The sequence below is a fragment of the Candidatus Leptovillus gracilis genome (assembly GCA_016716065.1).
GTDB lineage: Bacteria > Chloroflexota > Anaerolineae > Promineifilales > Promineifilaceae > Leptovillus > Leptovillus gracilis.
In genome coordinates this window covers 104348-120117 of record JADJXA010000005.1, presented here as the reverse complement: position 1 = coordinate 120117, position 15770 = coordinate 104348, and the positions used below count along the sequence as shown (strand labels likewise).

Genomic DNA, 15770 nt, shown 5'->3' with positions numbered 1-15770 from the left:
TTCCAGTATAGCAAAGTTGGTAAGCCAACTCAAACGGCCGTTACTCCCGCAAAGGAGTATCTCAATGGAATTGCTAGACACCGGCATTCGCTGGATCAGTTGGGCATTGGCCGCCTACATGGTCGGCTCGACCATCGTCTTCGTCATTGGCGTTGGCATCGGAGCAATCAAAACCAAATCGGCGCTGTGGTGGTATCTCATCTACTCGGTCGTCGTCGTGGGTATGATGCTGGCTGGCCTTAAGTATCTCCCCGCACTGGTGCTGCAATTTAGCAATGAAGGCATCGAATCGGCGCAGCCGGAGATGGACCGTTTCGCTGGCAACGTGCGCGGCATTTTCGACACCGCCGCCGGCGCCGGTAACAGCGCGCCAGCGAAGCCCACAGCCACTTTATCACCCCTCGGCGGCCCCACTGATGGCAGCGACCCGGATGCAGGCGGCGGTGGCAGCCAGCCGACAGTGTCGCCCATCCTCGCCACCCCAACCCTCGCGCCAATAGCTACTATGCCTGAGCCTGACTATCGCGCAACTGCCGACGCCCGCCTGGCGACCGTTACGGCCGCAGCTGCTCAATACCAGGCAACGCCCGGACCTACCGCCACCTATGACATCCTGAAGCCGCCAACGCCCATCATTCAGCCGTAACGCAAAGAGGAGTATCAGATGAACCGTAAATACCGACGTATTCAAACGAGTGTGACCGTCGGGCACGCCGAATGGCGGCGCGTTCGACGACGCGGCATTGAGCCGGTGCAGCCCCTTCAACCGTCGCTCGCCGAGCGGCTGGCGGGTCAATGGCGGCGCATGGTGGCCCTGGCAACGGCTGCCTGGTCGCGATTGACCAAGCAGCAGCTTGCTGTCGTGTCCCTGGCCCTCGGCCTCTTCGTCGGCCTGGTCGTCCTGGGCTGGTGGCTCTGGCCGGTGCAGTGGGACGCCTCCACCTGGACTGGGGCTAACTTTAACAACCTGCCGGCCGCCAAACGCGAGTTGGTCATTGATAACAGCGCCGACCTGTTCAGCTACACGCTCGACCAAGGGCGCGTCCAGGCGCTGCTGGCCGACTGGCCCGGCGCGGCCGACGACATCTGCCAAATGGCCGACAGCGTGACCGACGATGCGCAGCGGATGCGCTACGAGGCGCTGCTCTACATCACCACCGGACAAATGTGCGCTGACCAACCCGGTCAGGAGTAACAGATCATGTTTGACGATAAGCAGCCCAAAACAAGCAAAACGCGGTTAGAAACTCGCGCCGATCCGGTTTACGTTGCCATCGGCCGCGAGGCCATGAGCCGGATGATTGCCCTCACCGTGCTGGTCTTTGCCGGCGTGTGGTTGTGGATGGGCAGCGTGACGACGGCCGTCATCGTCGCCGGCCTGGTTCTGCTGCTGCTTTCCGGCTACCTGCAATTGTTCACCACCGACGTGATTGGCCCGGTTGCCGACAACCTCTCCGTCTGGTTCGCAACCAGGCGGACAATGAAGATGGGGGAAACGGCCGTTACCAACAAATCAACCCCGATGTGGATCGGCTATTACGGAAAGGGCGAGCCGGTCATCACCAACCTGGATGAGATGACCTCAACAGCCATCTGGGGCGTCAACGGTGCAGGCAAAACCACCCTGCTGCACACCACCATCTACGAGATGACGGCCGCTTACACGCCGGAGGAGCTGCACATCGTCATCTTCGATCACGGTAAGGACGGTAACGACTTCAGCGTGTTTGCCCACATGCCCTACCTACATGGCGTGCCCATTGCCACCAGCGACGACGAGGCCATCCGACTGCTCAAGTGGCTGGATGGGGAAATGACCCGGCGCGGCGACCTGTTCCGTAAAATTCCCGACCGCTTCCTGTGCAACGACCTGCACCGCTACCACAAGCTGCGCGTTGAGCTAGGCATGGCCGCAGAATTGCCCCGGCTGCCTTACCTGGTCGTCGTCATAGACGAATGTCAGGACTTGACAGGCAAAGCGGTGGACGGCCTGTCGCTGCTTGTCAGCCTGGCGAAAAAAGGCCGCTACGCCGGTATTAAGCTCCTGGTGGCAACCCAGTACCCAAACGTGGACGCCATTCCTGCCGGGCTGCGCAGCCAGCTTTGGACGCGCTTCTGCGGCTCTTTGTCCTCTCCCCGCGAATATCACAACGTGGCCGAAATCGGGAAGGAATTCACCGATGAGGTAAGCCTGGGACGTGGGCAGTTTTTCACCCGGTTGGCCGGTTATCCGACTTGGATGGTGATGAACGCCATCAAAATCCCAACGGCGGAGTTAGAGAGCTATGCGGCCGAGATTAGCCAGGGTTGCCCGCTGCCCACTTGGGGCGGCGTCGGCGCAGCCTACACGCAGCACGTCGGTCGCACCGAGGCGGCTATCCAGGCCATCAACGATGACGAGGAAGATATGGGTGATGGTTCAGACGGCCGTATTGTCTGGGCGACCCTTGTGGGGCGGGCAGCTAAAGAGACCGCGTTTATGGAGTTCCTGCGCCAGTATGACACAAAACCTTCCGGTGACGAGGTACGAAAATACTTTGTTATGTCCAAGAAAACTATCTACGCAAACCTCAATAGGTACTGGCTTTTGAGAGAAAGGGAACTGCAAAAGTAGCCCTGTTTCTCCCCCAGGAGTAGCAAATGTGTACCATTTCTACTCCTGGGGGAGTAGTTTACGGGGTATTCCCAAAACTACCTTTTTACCTTTTCGCCATGATTCTAGCCTGCCTAAAGCCCTTAACCGTCTTGCTGCTGCCTTTCCTGGCGGCCTGGCTCATCACCAGCTACGCCCCCATCCGCTCGCGGGCGCTGTGGTTGGCGGCGTTCGGGTCGGCGCTCACCGTCGCGTTCGTCTCTTGCCTGCCTGCCCTCGTCATCACGGCCGTTGCCATTGGCGAGGTGGTGGGCGCAGACTACACGGGTGGGGTGGACGGCTTGACGCTCATGACGGTGGACGGCCGTCAAGAGAGCGCCTTCATCAGCCACACGGCCGGGCTGCTGCCCTACGCGCCCAGCGGCGCGCCGGCCGCACTGAATGAGATGCACAGCCGGGGCGGCGAGTGGGCCGGCCGGGATTACGTCCGCGATTGTGGCGCGCCCATCTACGCGCCGTTCGCTGGCACAGTCAGCTGGGGCGGCGCTGGGGTCAAGGATAGCTGGGGGAACCCCTACATCTACCTGAAGAGCGACGACGGCCGTTACCAGATGCTCCTCATGCACGGCGATTATGCGCTGGCCGCCGGCGACAGCTTCCGCGCCGGCCAGCAGGTCGGCAGCACCAACCTCACCGGCTATTTCATCGGCAGCGCCCCCATCTGCCACGACCACGTCAGCCTGCTGGTGGATGGGGTGGAAGTGGACCCGGAGCAATACCGCAGCCAGGCGGAAACGGCCGTTGCCGATGTTGGCGCGCCGGAGCGCGGTGTTGGCGCGCCAACACCTTACCGCGACCTGGCCGGATTGGTGCAGGCTTTACGCAGCCTCGGCTACTCGCCAAGCAGCGACGTGGGCCTGCGGATCAGCCACTACGAACCGGCTGCCGGCGGCATTAACTGTGACAGCGACTGCGGCCACATGGCGAGTGGCGACGTGACCTGGGATTGGACGGGCGGTAAGGGCGGCGTCTACGCAGCTGCCTGTCCACCGGCCTGGCCCTTCGGCACACGCTTCAGCTACGCCGGCGCGACTTACGAATGCCGCGACCGGGGCGGCTGGATTCAGTGCTACGAGCCGGGAGCATACGACAAAGCGCTTAAGCGCGACGCAGAAACCAGCTACTGCTGGGTGGATTTGTACAACACGCCGCCAGTGGGCTACGGCACGCTGGCTTACGATTGGCAATTTATCAAATAGGAGTAACGCATGAACAAAACTATCGGTTCCATTCTGCCCCTTGTCGGCCGCGTCTTCACCCCGGCCGCGATGGTTGTCTTTTTGACCTACGAAATCACCCGCTCGCAGCCCATTGGCGGCTGGTGGCAGACGGCCGTCATCATCGGCGCGGCCGCAACGGCCGTTGGCGTGGAGGTCGTTGGCATCCTTTCTGGGCACGCGCTGGAGGTCTCCTGGCGCATCAACGACAAGGCGCGAGCGGCCGTCGCCTTTATCTTGCTGCTGATTTATACCGGCGCCGGCATCTGGATTCTTCATCGCAACGCCACCCTCTTGCCCATCCCCATCATCGCCGCCGTCGTCTACCTGGTCGCGGCGCTGGTAGATGGCCTGGAAGTGGTGCGGGCAAAACAGGCCAGTGACGAAGCGCAGCGGCAGGCGTTCGAGTTGGACCAGCAGGCCACAGCCCAGGCCCAGGCGCAGGAGTTGGCGCTGCTGGCCCAGGCCGCCGCCGAGCGGCAGGCCGAGGAGGATGCCCGGCGTTTGACCTTCCAGCGCGAGCAGGAAGCCCGCGACCGGGAACTGGAACGCGAACTGAAGCGGCAGGCCCAGGCCGACAAAACGTCATTATCCCTGGCGCAAATTGAAGCAAAAAAGGCGGCATCTTTCCGGCAGGATGGGCGGCAGGATGGGCGACAAGATGCCAGCAAGATGCCACCGGAAAACGGCGCATTGCCCGGCGATTGGCGGCAAGTGACACGCCAACAGCGTCGTGACCTGGCGCACATGACCAGAGAGGAACGCGCCCGGATCATGCCGGAATTATCGGAACGTGCCCAGCGCGATTGGCACAATCGGCTGGATGAAATCGCTAAACAAAACGGAGGATACAAATCATGAGAGACAGTTGGGCAGACATAATGCAACGAATTACAAACGAAAACAGCACGCTGTTTTCCAGGCTTGAGCGCGGTTCGGATGGGCATTCTGGACCACCGGCGCGCCACACTGGAACCGTGAAATGGTTCAACCGCCTCAAGGGGCACGGCTTCATCACCGCCGACGACCCGGAAATCTGCGACGGTGGCCTGGACGTTTTTGTCCACTACAAACACATAGACGGCGAAGGCCACCGCAACCTCTACGACGGTGACCGGGTGAGCTTTACCATTCACGATTTCGGCAAGGGTCCGCAGGCCCGCGACGTCCGGAGGTTAAGAACGTGAAAAACGACAAAGAACGCGGCCTACTGGTCTACACGCTCCAGAACCTGCCCGCTGCCGGCCGTCGCCTGACCGGCGGCCTGGCGCTGCGCCTGACCAAAGGCAACGGCATGAACGTCCTGGGGTGCAGCCGGGTTGGCGTGCAGCCATCGGAAACGGAAATGGACACCATCGTCGAGGCGGTGGTGGAGGCGTTTGGCCCGGCCGTCGTGTGGATGGCGACCGGGCCAGAACGGAAGGAAGTGGCTTACCTGCCGGATGGGGAGGAAACGGCCGTTGCCGAAGTCCACTACATCTGGCGGGTCTACTGGCCGCAGGAAGCGCTGCGGCCGGCGTGGCAGATGGGGCCGGTGCAGCCGGCGCTGCTGTAGGTGTTGGCGCGCCAACACTGGCGCGCCAACATATTTTAGGGGTAGGCGGCTGGTGCGGCATTTGGCGCGCCTCGACCAGAGTAAACCTCTCCGGCGGCCGTCAGACGGCCGTCATCTGAAAGCAGGTTGATGCACGCATCCGGCCAGCCCCGGCCGGTGAACCAAAAGTATTTCTCAACTCGGTCGCTGCGCTCGTAGTAAGCGATCATCCGCGCCGCCTGCGATGGATTGCATGACGCAAATTCCGTTATCCAGGCGGTTGTCGGCGCGCCGGGGTAGGCTGCCAGCAGGTCAAAGAGCGAATTGATAATAAGATGCGGCGGCTCATTAAGATAAGTGTGGATTGCGGCTGTGTCGGGAGGGCGAAGTTTCAGTTTGTAAATTTCGTCGTACCAGGCGCGCATCCAGGGCCAGTCGGCTAAGTAATCCTCATGCGATACGGCCGGGCCGATAAGACGGCAGCCGGGGCATAATTCCAAGATGCCTTTGTAGATGTAGGCCGCCTGGCGCGGCGTGCGGTCGCATTGCCCCATGTCCACGTCACGCCCGGCGAGGTCCGGCTCATTAAGAAAAAGCAAGGGGCCGGTGTAGCCTGGCGGCAAGTTGTGACGCAGCAATTGGAAATAGTCTACCTGCGTCGGGTACTTGAGAGCCGGGTATTTGTCGCACCAAAACATAGGCACATAAATTGCGCCATTATCCAGCGTGCGGCCGGGGGTGTTGAGGCCATAGTTGTACCAGATTTCTATGCCCAACCGGGCCGCCTCGCCTGGCCGGAGCGCACCGCAGCAATAGGCCAGACCGCGCACCGGCTCCGGCAGCACCACCACCGGCAGCCACGCCACATACTCCGGCACGTCTTCTTGCACCGCTTCCACCGTTGGCAGCGGTGCGGGTGGCAGCGGCTCCGGGCGCGGGGAGCAGGCGGCGAGGGCTAGAAGACAAAAGGTAATTATGGCGCAGATCGTGCAATTATTCATACAATTATTCATATATTCTGATAGTGACGAACGGCAATCGGCCGCTAGTTGATATGACCAGGTCCTCGTATGTAGCAGTTTTCACGTTGTAGGGAAAGAGAGCAATTGACGAGGCTTGGATTGCACCAACAAGTAGTGTCTTTGCGTATGTACCACTATCATTCGCAACGACATTAGAGGTCACCTGTGTTCGTGTTACGTTGAACGCCCCGCCTGTAATGCCCAATATATACTGCACCGGATTTGTCGGTATTCGAAGTGCTGTAAATGATAGGCCGGTATTATTTTTTAATACCCCTAATATCGGATTGTTTGTCCCCGTCTGCTCAATGCTTATTATTGCTTCGGTATATCCGAGGCTAGGACCGCCTGCCGCCCCAAACTCAACGCCCCCAGCCGTTTTCAGCAACGCCTCCCCCGTTTCCGCCGCCGCTACCGCTACCTGGTACGCCGCCAACGCCAACGCCTGGTCGCTGGTAATCCCCGCGCCGGGCAGTGCAGGTAGTGCGCCATCTTTAATCAGTAGGCCATCAATGGTCACGCCTGCGTCGGCCGTTCGCTCTGAAATCGTGTTTGTTTTTACGCTCATGTTTTACCTCAATCCAAAATCACCAAGTCACCAACAGCGATCAACTCGCCATCCACAATAAAATCACCCACGATTACCATCTGGTGATCAGCCGGTATGGTTACGGTTTCGCCGGCAGGCACGGCCGTGCGCTGCATCCAGTAGCCGCCTGGCGCATTCACCAACGCCAGGTCGCCGTCGGCCGTCTCCAGCAGCAGGCCGTCATCAGCGCCAGCAACGGCCGTATACAGCCGCAGCAGCATCTCATTCTGCGGCGTCCCATCGCCCGCCTCTAGCCCCGCCAGTGCCATCAGCTCCGCCACCGTGATGGCCGCGCCTGCGCCCAGGGCCAACGAACAGATGAGGACGTTGTCAATCCACAGCGAAAATGCCCACGACCCCGCCGACGGCACCGCGACGGCTGTGCCTACGGGAACAGCCCCGGCCGCATCCGTGTAGAATGCCACCGCCGACGGAGGAAAGGCATCGCCATCGGCGACGGCCGTTTCTCTCACAATCCGCACGTTGGCCCCGGCGCGAACCGTGCCGTCGGCCGAACGCACTGTGCCAGTAAGGGTTCGCAGTTCGTACATCAGCGCACCCACACCCGGCAGGTAATCTCTGCCTCCAGGCCGACCGGCGCGATGATCAGTTCATCGCCGCCCACGCAGCGGATCATGATGCTCTGCTGCGGCTTCAGAATAATCGTGTTGGCTCGCGCCGGGCTTATCGGCGCGGCCAGCGCCGCCCCGGCCAGCGCCAGCAGCAGCGCAACCAACAATACAATCGTTACGTTTCTTTTCATTTTTACCTCGCTCTTGCTGCAATGCTCATTTGAATTGCCGCCGCGCGCTCCTGCACGCCCCACGCCCCGCCGCGCAGCATGGCCCCGTTCTGGTCATAGACCACCGAGGCGTCCCACTGGCGGCGTGGCGACCACTCGTTGCCCACGTCGCCTGCCGGCGCGCTCAGATCGGCAATTTCGGAATAACCGCCCGGCCGCACCAACGGCGCAGGCACATAATTCTCGTCGGCGTCATAATGGGCCACAGTCGGCCGCTTCACCCAAATCCGGTAGCGCGCCGTTCCCACCACCGGCTGGTAATCGAATAATTTAGAGCCGACGCAGCCGAAGGTGTAGCGCCGCCCCTGGGCATCGCGCCGGCCAGCAATCCATTCCAGACGCTTTAGCTTGCTCTGCCAGTCGGCCTGGATGCTCACCTGCCGCGCGTTTCCTTCGATGCGGCCCTGGCTGATGAATGTCGCGCCGACCAGGGCCAGCTTAATCTCGTCGCTGGCATCGTCCTCGCCCTCACTTTCCTCACGGTACAACTCTGCGTCCAATGTCTGACTATAGCCCTGCACCGCCACCTGCAGGCTGCCCCGTTCCAATTTGCGCTGCACCTCGCCCCGACTGATACGCGGCCGGGCAAAGTCGGCCAGGAAATCGGCGGCAACCTCCTCCGCCTCATCCAAGCCAATGGTCACGTCGGACGGCCGTATAATGTGCTGCCGCTTGCCCCATCGGGCGATGCTGCCCGAATCCTCGGTGAAGTCGCTGTAGAGGGTGCTGCCATCCAGGGCGCTGGTGTAGGCGCAGGCCACGCTGTTGAAGAGCCAGTCCAGCGATACGGTCAGTACCAAACGATTGTAGGCCAGGCGCATGGTGTGGATGCGCCCCAGGAACGCCGTCTGGCCGTTGTAATGCTCACGGAATTCGCGCCCCAGGTAGTCATAGAACCACTGTTCCAGCAGCGCATCATGGTCGGCGAACTGAAACTCTGCCGACACGTCGCCACCCTGGGCCGCCGTTACCCGCTTATAGCTCGGCCACATACGCGCCGTTACGTCCCCGACGCCGCTGAGTTGGCCGAATGCCCGCTCGGTCATATGTCCACACCCCCTCCGGTCTCTCCTCCTGTCAGATTCAGGTACTGCCAGCGGGGAACGTAGCGGACGCCGACTCGCCATCCTGTCGCGGTCATCAAGGGCGCGGCAATGGGCGTATCTGGCGCGTCTGGCGAGGTGACTGGGATCAGCCACACAAAATTTGTCAATCCGGGAGTTGGGTTGAGCGACTGGAACGGCCCAAATGAAACGGCCGCTGGAACCAGCGCCGGAATGCCGGTGGAACCCGTCCAGTAAACCTGACCCACACCCGCGTCCACACGGGTGATGGGGTTGCTATAGCCGCTGCCATAGCCGCGTATCACCTGCGGCGGCCTGCCCGAATCAGGAACCAGGAACATGCCACCCAGGTACAGGCTGCCCGACTCTTTGACGTAGTTAATGCCTGCGACATATGTGGTAGATGGTAGGACGCCGCGCACCGCGTTGCCCGATTTGGGAATGCGAAACGCGCCCAGTCGGTGAATGCCCCAATGGACCGTGCTGGCCGACGGCGCGACCAGGCTGCCGTACTGATAGCTGCCACTCCAACCGTGTTGGAAGCGCACCACCGCCCCATCTGCGTTGGAGAGAAACAGCGCGTAGGCCGTGTAATAGCCATAGTAGCTGGCTAATGGCAGCGTCCAGAATATCTGGCCCGACGAACCCAGCGCCACGCATTTGCCGCCTGGCAGTTGGGCGGCGCTGTTAAATGGCGCTGGTAGAGAGCTGATATTGATGGCCCCGGCCAACGCATCCCCCCACAAATAGGGTGTAAATCCGGCGTCTGACACGCCAGCGTGGACGGCTATCCAGGCGTCAACATACGGCCGTATATCCAGGTTCAGCAGTGGTGGCGCGTCGCCGTCCACCGGCGTCGAGCCAAGATAGCCGTCGTTGACGATGGTCAGCTTGGTGGCGACTGCGTGTGTACTGTACGGTACTAGTTCAATCGGTGACAAGGCTGGATCATCGCCGCGCCACAACCCCTCGCGGACAAATTTCACCTCCAGCGCCAGACGGCCGTTGGCGCGATAATGCGCCGGGTCCAGCTTTTCGACCCGGATTTGCTTCACCAGCGCCCATCGCGCCATTAACTCGCCCGGCGTTTGCGCCTGGGCAATCACCCAATTGGCCGGGTTCAGGTGGTCCCGATGCTCCGGGCTTTGCACGTCTTCGGCGCGCTGCGCCAGGTGCATGAGTTTGCTGTAAACGGTGTCGTCGTCTTCGTCCAGCAGTGACACGACGGCCGTTTCCTCCACATCCTCCCACACATCACCAGCCGTGCGTGTTGGCCCGCGCTGCGACCAGCCGCCGCGCCGGATGGCCGTTGCCGTGCCATCGTCCAGGCCGACGCTGATGTCCAATGGGGTGCAGTAAAAAGTCAGCATATTTACCTGTATACCATCGCCGCGCCGCCCAGGGCGTCGGCGTCATTCAGGCCGCTCAGATACGCCAAGAAAGCATCCACGGCCGATTTGTCATTGAATACCATGTCACCGGTGAACTGGACCATCATCGCCCCGGCTGCTGGTGGCGGGGGTGGTGTTGGCGCGCCAACAACTCCCCCACCCGCCAGTCCGCCCATTTCTGCCAGATCCACACGCGGCCGAATCACCATCCGGTTCATCTCGTCGGCGAAGTCCTTCCACGCCGTGTGCAGCGGGATGGGGCTGCCGGGGATGGCCCAATCGGGCAGGCTGGGTAGTTCGATTTTGAAATTAAAGACCTTGTCCTTCAGCCATTCCCAAAAGCCCTGGATGGCGTCCCACAGACCAGACACAAAATCCTTCGCCCGGCCGGTGGCCGTTTCGATGGTATCGGCCATGCCGGTCGCCTTATCGCCGATGCTTTTCCACCAGTCCTGTATGGCCTGCGCCTTCTCGGCGATGGACTCTTGCAGCTCACGGAAGCGCGCCTTTATCTGCAACCATAGCAGTGTCAGCACCGCATACAGCAGCTGCGCCCCTGCCTTCATGTCGGCCCAGGCAATTGCCAAATTCGCCGCCAGCCATTTTAGCCACGCGCCGATCTTCTGAATCGCCTGACCAATGGCCCATTCGATGATGAATACCAACTGCTCCGACGTGGTCCGGATGCCCAGGAAGTCGGTGGCAACGGCCAGAGCCAGCGCCGCCACCAGGCCGATAACAATGGCGACCGGCAGCGCCAGGCCGGTCAGGATGGCTCCCAACCCGCCAGCCAGCCCGGTGGCCGACAGAAATGCGCCGCCCAGGGTGAGCAGTTCAAATATCATGCCGCCAACCTTTATGCCCAGCCAGGCCGCGCCAATGCCTTTAATGGCTTCAATCAGGGGATTTGACTTCCCGGTTAGCTCGTCCCACTTCTCGCCGATGGTGGCAAAGTTCTTGCCTAGTTTCTCGGTCTCCTCGGTGAGCGGCGCGAACTCGGCCGTAATCTCGGCGACCAGCCCCTCGATGTCCATCTCCTCAAACAGGGATGTCAGGTCCAGCCCATCGCCCAGGTCAATCTCGTCGCCCAGCCCGTCCAGCGCAGCGCCCAAAGCGCCGCCCAGTCCATCGCCCAGCCCGCTTACAGCGTCGGCCAGCCCCGCGCCTACGGCCGTCATCGTCTCGGCCAGTCGGTCCAGCAGCGAGATTTGCTGGCTGATAAGACCGTTGGATTCCACCTGCGCGTCAATGAGCGCCTGCTGCAGCGCCACCGCTTCCTCGGCCGCGTCCTGCTCCGCTTCAGCGGCGTCAAGCTGCGCCTGTGCCGAGTCTACAGCCGTCTCCTTCTGCGCCTCTAACTGCCGGATTTGCATCGCCAGTTCACGGGCGCGAATCTCGCGCAGCGCCTGGGCTTTCTGCTCGTCGTTGAGGCCGCCACGGGCGATGGCCCGGCGCAGCGCGGCAATGCGTTTCTCGTCGGCCGTGTCGGCCTCGGCATCGCGCAGGGCATCCAGCTCGCCACGCAGCGGTTTTAGTTTGTCGTCGTACTCCTGCGTGACGCGGTTCAGTTCTTCTTGCGCGTCGGTCACGGCCTGGTTCGCCTGGTAGAGCCGGATCATCGCCTGCACGTAACCATTGGCGACGGGCGGCAGGTTGACCAGGCTTTGTTGGATGGCGGCAAGGGTGGAATCCGTGACACGGCCGTACTGCTGGATGTCGGCGATGGCCTGGCCGATGACCGCCCGGCTGCCGATGATGCGCCCGATGAGGCCGGTGTCGTCATCGCTGGCCGTAGACTGCATGAGCCGCTGCACAGTGCCAGAGATGGTGGAGAAAAGGCCCACCAGCCCGGCGTCGGTCACCCCTGACAGCGCCTCCATGATTCGGCCGCCCATGCTGCGCAGCGCGCCCACCGAAGCCGCGCCCATGCCATCGAGAAACTCCTGCATCGCCGCCGTGCCCCAATCGTCAATGTCGGGCAGCAGGCGCGGCGGGCTGCCAGGCGAAAGCCAATGGGCGATAATGTCCCCTATTTGGTTCAAGACGCGGACGACGGCCGTTGCCGCCGCCGCCATGCCCCGCGCCAGTTGCAGGACGATGTTGCGCCCCCATCCCCCGGCTTCGTTGGCCGTTGCCCCCATCTCGTCGTTGGATTCTTTGCGGAATCCCCGGAAGAAAGATTTCGCCAGGCCAGCCAGCGCCTTGAAGATGGTGGCGATGCCGACAGCAAAGGGCACGGCGTTGGCCTCCAGGCTTTGGAAGCCCGCCTCCAACTCCGGCATGGCGTCGTGGGCGATGTCCAGCAGCGCCCCGGCCGCTGGTTCCAATGCGGCCGTGAGTTTGCGCCCCATCCCCCGGAAGAAGTCGCCCAGGTTGTCGTAGCGCACATTGACGGCGTCGGCCGCGCCGGCCAGGTCATCGAGCGAGGTGGCTGCCAGGTCCACGCCCAGCGCCGCCTGCACACCCATGTCCTCAAACTGCGTGCCCAGCAGGGCCACGCCCGCCTGCATCTGCACCGCCTGGTTATCTGTTCCACGCAGTTTGTCTTGGATGAGGGTGAAAGCATCCGCCCAGGTGAGCGAGCCGCTGTTGATGCGGCTGGTGATGTCGTCCATCGACAGGCCGATTAGTTTCAGGCCATCGGCCGTCGTGGTCGAGCCATCCAGCAGCCGAACCCGAAACTCCTTAAACATGTCGGCCGCCCGGTCCGTGCCCAGCATACCGCCTTGCAGCCCCGTCTCCAGAGCGCTGAAGAATTGCCCGGCGTCTGCTTCAGCCGAGCGAAACTGCGGCGCATACTCGGTGATGGAGTCGAGGAAGTCGCCGCTGCGGTCGAGTCCCTTTTGATAACCGGCGGCGATGAAGTCGAACGCCTGCTGGTAGGTGAGGTTAAAGTCCTCCATCAGCGTTCGGGCGGCGTCTATGCTTTCCTGGGTCTGTGGGCCGTAAGCGTCGCGCAGGGCGAAGGCCAGTTCGGACGCACCTTGAATACCCTCAGCGTTGAGACTGCGCATCTGCTGGCGTACCAGGCGCACGGTTTGGGCAGCTTCCAGGACGTTGTCGCTGAAGTTGTTCTTCCAGACGGCCTGGGCCACCTGACCCAACGCCTCCGCCTCTTCGGCTGTGCTGCCCAATTCGGATTGCAGGTAGCCGACAGCGCGCTGGCTGTCGGCGGCGAAGTCAAAGACGCTTTTGCCCAGGTTGCCAACAGCCTGGATGCCCTTACCGACGGCCGTTACCAGCGCATTGCCCAGGGCGATGTTGATGCCCATGCCCAACTGAGAGAGCCATCCCTCGGTGTGCTTTTTAGCCCCGTCGAGGTCTTTCTTTAATTGGGCATTCTCGGCCGCCAAATAGACAATGGCGTCGCCTAATTCTGCGCTCATAGGGTCACTCCGCACTCGCGCAACATCTGATCGGCGGGAATGCGTTCATGGCGGTTGGGGGGGCGACGGCCGTTACTGGCGGTTGGTTGGGCCGCGCCGGTGGCGGCCGTCGCGCCCATCATGATTTCGGCCAGCTCCCGCGCCAGAATCCGCGCCTCAAATTGGGAGCGTCGCACGTAGGCCAGGAAGAGGTCGGCCGCTTCCATTTCGTCAACGGCCGCATCGTCCAGGTCGTACTGGCTTAAGAGGAACTCGGCAATGTCGGCTTGGCCTTCTGGCCAAGGGCGACCAAACCATTCATCGTCTCCAACACCGAGCCAAAAGGGTACGCCAGCTTCAGCACGGCCGTAAACGCGGCCATGATCTCGCTGTCGTATGCCTCCTCTTCGATGGTCTCCCGGTCGGCGGCCAGCTCCGGCGAATAGTCAAAGACCAACTCCGCCAGGATGTCCACCGAGCCGCCCACCTTGCCGATAATCTGGTGCAGCAGGCCGCCGAGCGCTTCGGGTGTCATCTCAGTGCGCGGCAGTCCCTCGATGAGGGCGGCCACGTCGCTGAATTCCGCCTGGAATCGTTGCCGCCATTTGGCGTTGGCCTTCCGCTTTGGCTCACGGATGGTGTATGGTTTCTCGGCGATGGCGACGACGGCTGTTTTCATTGGGACCCGTCCTTTTTCAGTTGGTCTTTAAGCCGGCGGTATTCTGCCTGGCTCGCCACCAGTACGGCCATGAACAGGCTGCCAACATACTCAACCGTCAGCGGCTCCGGGGCGATTGCCCCGCTGACAATCAGCGTCAGCACGGCGATGACGGCCGCGACGACGGCCGTTACCACCTGCGCCAGACGGCCGTCAATCCCAGACAGCGTCTTCAACCAATTAATAAGCGGTACACTCAACACACCGCCAACAAGAGCCAGGAACACCCCGGCGATTTGTATGACCAGATTCCAGTCAAGCATTTGTCTGCTCCTTACTCGTAGGCGAGCGGCCAGGAAACATCTGGCCGCTCATTTCGGCACATCTCCAATAAAAAGTTGACCATGCCGCGCCGCTCACAGTGCAGCACCAATTCCTGTACCCGCGATGCCAGCGTCTCCCCGCGCAGGTCATCGGACGTAACGCCGATCTTGAAGGCCAGCAGATTGACCTCTTCCAGGCTAAAACACTGGTGCAATAGATGCTGGAGTTGGGCGCGCACGGCCGTACGCGCCGACATGCCGGTGAAGGGGCAGGTGAAGGCGTGGCCCATTTGCCACCCTTTCAGCCCCTCTACCTCCACCCGCAGCCGGGCAAATTCAGCATTGAGGCGGCGAATATCGGCCGCATTGACGCGCACCTCAGACTGCTGATGCTCGTATTCGCGCACCAATTCCTCGCGCACTGCCTGCAACTCCTGGCCTTGATTGGTGATTTGCTGGCTGAGTGTGGCGACCAGTTGGTATAGGTCGCGCATCGTCGGCCGGGCCGGAATGTCCAATGCCATGGGGTTGCCTCGGTTAGCTCGTCGCCGCAGCTAATACTTTCACGAATTTGAACAGCTGCGCTCCGACCGCTTTGGTCAGGTCGCCCAGCGCGTCAATGCGCAGCGGAATGCCGGTGGCATCGGCTTTGCCGAATTGCAGTTCGCCGTTGAGGACGACCGTCGCCCGGTAAATTTGCAAGCGGATGGGGAATTTCACGCCCGCGGCCGTCTCGTACAGCCCTTCGATGGCCCAGGTATACTCAGGCAAGATGGCCGCGCCTCCGGCCACCAGCTCCTCTTTACCAACCTGCGACGCGCCCGCGGCCGTGTCTGTCACGGTGCCACCCATCGCCAGTTGCAGCAAGTCGGCCGTGATTTCCGCCAGGGTGGTCTCGAAGGCCACCTTCTCTTCCGTCGCCACCCGTTTCACCGGCAGCGTGGACTGCTCGACCATCACGTCCACTGTGGTGAGGTCGCGGTTCATGGTGATCGGCGTCTTGGTCAGCCCAATCTCCGTCCAACCGGTCGGCGAAGTCCACGCCGCGCCATAGGCCAGCGAATCGGCCGGTAACACTGTGCCAACGGCCGCATGAAAGACTCGCGCCGGACCGATAATAATGTCTGCTGTACTCATGGAATAATCCTCCAG

19 protein-coding genes are annotated in these 15770 nt (G+C 61.7%); 7 read left to right on the top strand and 12 right to left on the bottom strand.

Annotated features, from left to right (window positions below):
* Positions 1-64 precede the first annotated feature (64 nt).
* The 7 genes from IPM39_15210 to IPM39_15180 all read left to right on the top strand — a co-directional run bounded on the left by IPM39_15210 (position 65) and on the right by IPM39_15180 (position 5425).
* The gene (locus IPM39_15210; GenBank protein MBK8987401.1) at positions 65-646 is read left to right on the top strand and encodes a hypothetical protein; all 582 of its coding nucleotides are present in this window, start codon (positions 65-67) and stop codon (positions 644-646) included.
* Between the two features lie 18 nt (positions 647-664).
* Positions 665-1195, top strand: a complete 531-nt coding sequence (locus tag IPM39_15205) for a hypothetical protein (protein MBK8987400.1) — start codon at positions 665-667, stop codon at positions 1193-1195.
* Between the two features lie 6 nt (positions 1196-1201).
* Positions 1202-2614 (top strand): hypothetical protein, encoded by a 1413-nt coding sequence (locus IPM39_15200; GenBank protein ID MBK8987399.1) that lies wholly within the window; start codon positions 1202-1204, stop codon positions 2612-2614.
* 98 nt (positions 2615-2712) lie between these two features.
* Positions 2713-3852 (top strand): M23 family metallopeptidase, encoded by a 1140-nt coding sequence (locus IPM39_15195; protein ID MBK8987398.1) that lies wholly within the window; start codon positions 2713-2715, stop codon positions 3850-3852.
* Positions 3853-3861: 9 nt separating this feature from the next.
* Complete coding sequence (locus tag IPM39_15190) at positions 3862-4731, top strand: hypothetical protein (GenBank protein ID MBK8987397.1); 870 nt, start codon at positions 3862-3864, stop codon at positions 4729-4731.
* A 20-nt stretch (positions 4732-4751) separates the two neighbouring features.
* Positions 4752-5057: a cold shock domain-containing protein gene (locus IPM39_15185; protein ID MBK8987396.1), complete on the top strand. Its 306-nt coding sequence runs from the start codon at positions 4752-4754 to the stop codon at positions 5055-5057.
* Positions 5054-5425, top strand: coding sequence for a hypothetical protein (locus tag IPM39_15180; protein MBK8987395.1), 372 nt, complete (start codon positions 5054-5056; stop codon positions 5423-5425). Before IPM39_15185 ends, IPM39_15180 begins: the two co-directional genes overlap by 4 nt.
* 35 nt (positions 5426-5460) lie before the next feature.
* On the opposite strand, the gene IPM39_15175 is transcribed toward IPM39_15180, so the two are convergent.
* From IPM39_15175 to IPM39_15120, 12 genes are read right to left on the bottom strand one after another with little or no spacing between them, the layout of a single operon-like run.
* Complete coding sequence (locus IPM39_15175; GenBank protein MBK8987394.1) at positions 5461-6405, bottom strand: hypothetical protein; 945 nt, start codon at positions 6403-6405, stop codon at positions 5461-5463.
* 4 nt (positions 6406-6409) lie between these two features.
* A complete protein-coding gene (locus IPM39_15170; protein MBK8987393.1) occupies positions 6410-6994 on the bottom strand; it encodes a hypothetical protein in 585 nt (194 codons plus the stop codon).
* A gap of 8 nt (positions 6995-7002) precedes the next feature.
* Positions 7003-7566, bottom strand: a complete 564-nt coding sequence (locus IPM39_15165) for a hypothetical protein (protein ID MBK8987392.1) — start codon at positions 7564-7566, stop codon at positions 7003-7005.
* Complete coding sequence (locus tag IPM39_15160; protein ID MBK8987391.1) at positions 7566-7778, bottom strand: hypothetical protein; 213 nt, start codon at positions 7776-7778, stop codon at positions 7566-7568. Before IPM39_15160 ends, IPM39_15165 begins: the two co-directional genes overlap by 1 nt.
* 2 nt (positions 7779-7780) lie before the next feature.
* On the bottom strand, positions 7781-8863 hold the full coding sequence (locus tag IPM39_15155; GenBank protein MBK8987390.1) for a hypothetical protein: 1083 nt from the start codon (positions 8861-8863) through the stop codon (positions 7781-7783).
* Positions 8860-10251 carry a hypothetical protein gene (locus IPM39_15150; GenBank protein ID MBK8987389.1) on the bottom strand — a complete coding sequence of 464 codons (1392 nt, stop codon included), beginning with the start codon at positions 10249-10251 and terminating at the stop codon, positions 8860-8862. The genes IPM39_15155 and IPM39_15150 overlap by 4 nt, the downstream gene beginning before the upstream one ends.
* Positions 10252-10253: 2 nt before the next feature.
* Entirely contained in the window at positions 10254-13658 is a 3405-nt protein-coding gene (locus tag IPM39_15145; protein ID MBK8987388.1) for a phage tail tape measure protein, read from the bottom strand.
* A complete protein-coding gene (locus IPM39_15140) occupies positions 13655-13864 on the bottom strand; it encodes a hypothetical protein (GenBank protein MBK8987387.1) in 210 nt (69 codons plus the stop codon). The genes IPM39_15145 and IPM39_15140 overlap by 4 nt, the downstream gene beginning before the upstream one ends.
* A gap of 35 nt (positions 13865-13899) precedes the next feature.
* Positions 13900-14316, bottom strand: a complete 417-nt coding sequence (locus IPM39_15135; GenBank protein ID MBK8987386.1) for a hypothetical protein — start codon at positions 14314-14316, stop codon at positions 13900-13902.
* Positions 14313-14618, bottom strand: a complete 306-nt coding sequence (locus IPM39_15130) for a hypothetical protein (protein MBK8987385.1) — start codon at positions 14616-14618, stop codon at positions 14313-14315. The genes IPM39_15135 and IPM39_15130 overlap by 4 nt, the downstream gene beginning before the upstream one ends.
* A gap of 11 nt (positions 14619-14629) precedes the next feature.
* Positions 14630-15142 carry a hypothetical protein gene (locus tag IPM39_15125; protein MBK8987384.1) on the bottom strand — a complete coding sequence of 171 codons (513 nt, stop codon included), beginning with the start codon at positions 15140-15142 and terminating at the stop codon, positions 14630-14632.
* Between the two features lie 13 nt (positions 15143-15155).
* Complete coding sequence (locus IPM39_15120; GenBank protein ID MBK8987383.1) at positions 15156-15755, bottom strand: hypothetical protein; 600 nt, start codon at positions 15753-15755, stop codon at positions 15156-15158.
* Positions 15756-15770 lie beyond the last annotated feature (15 nt).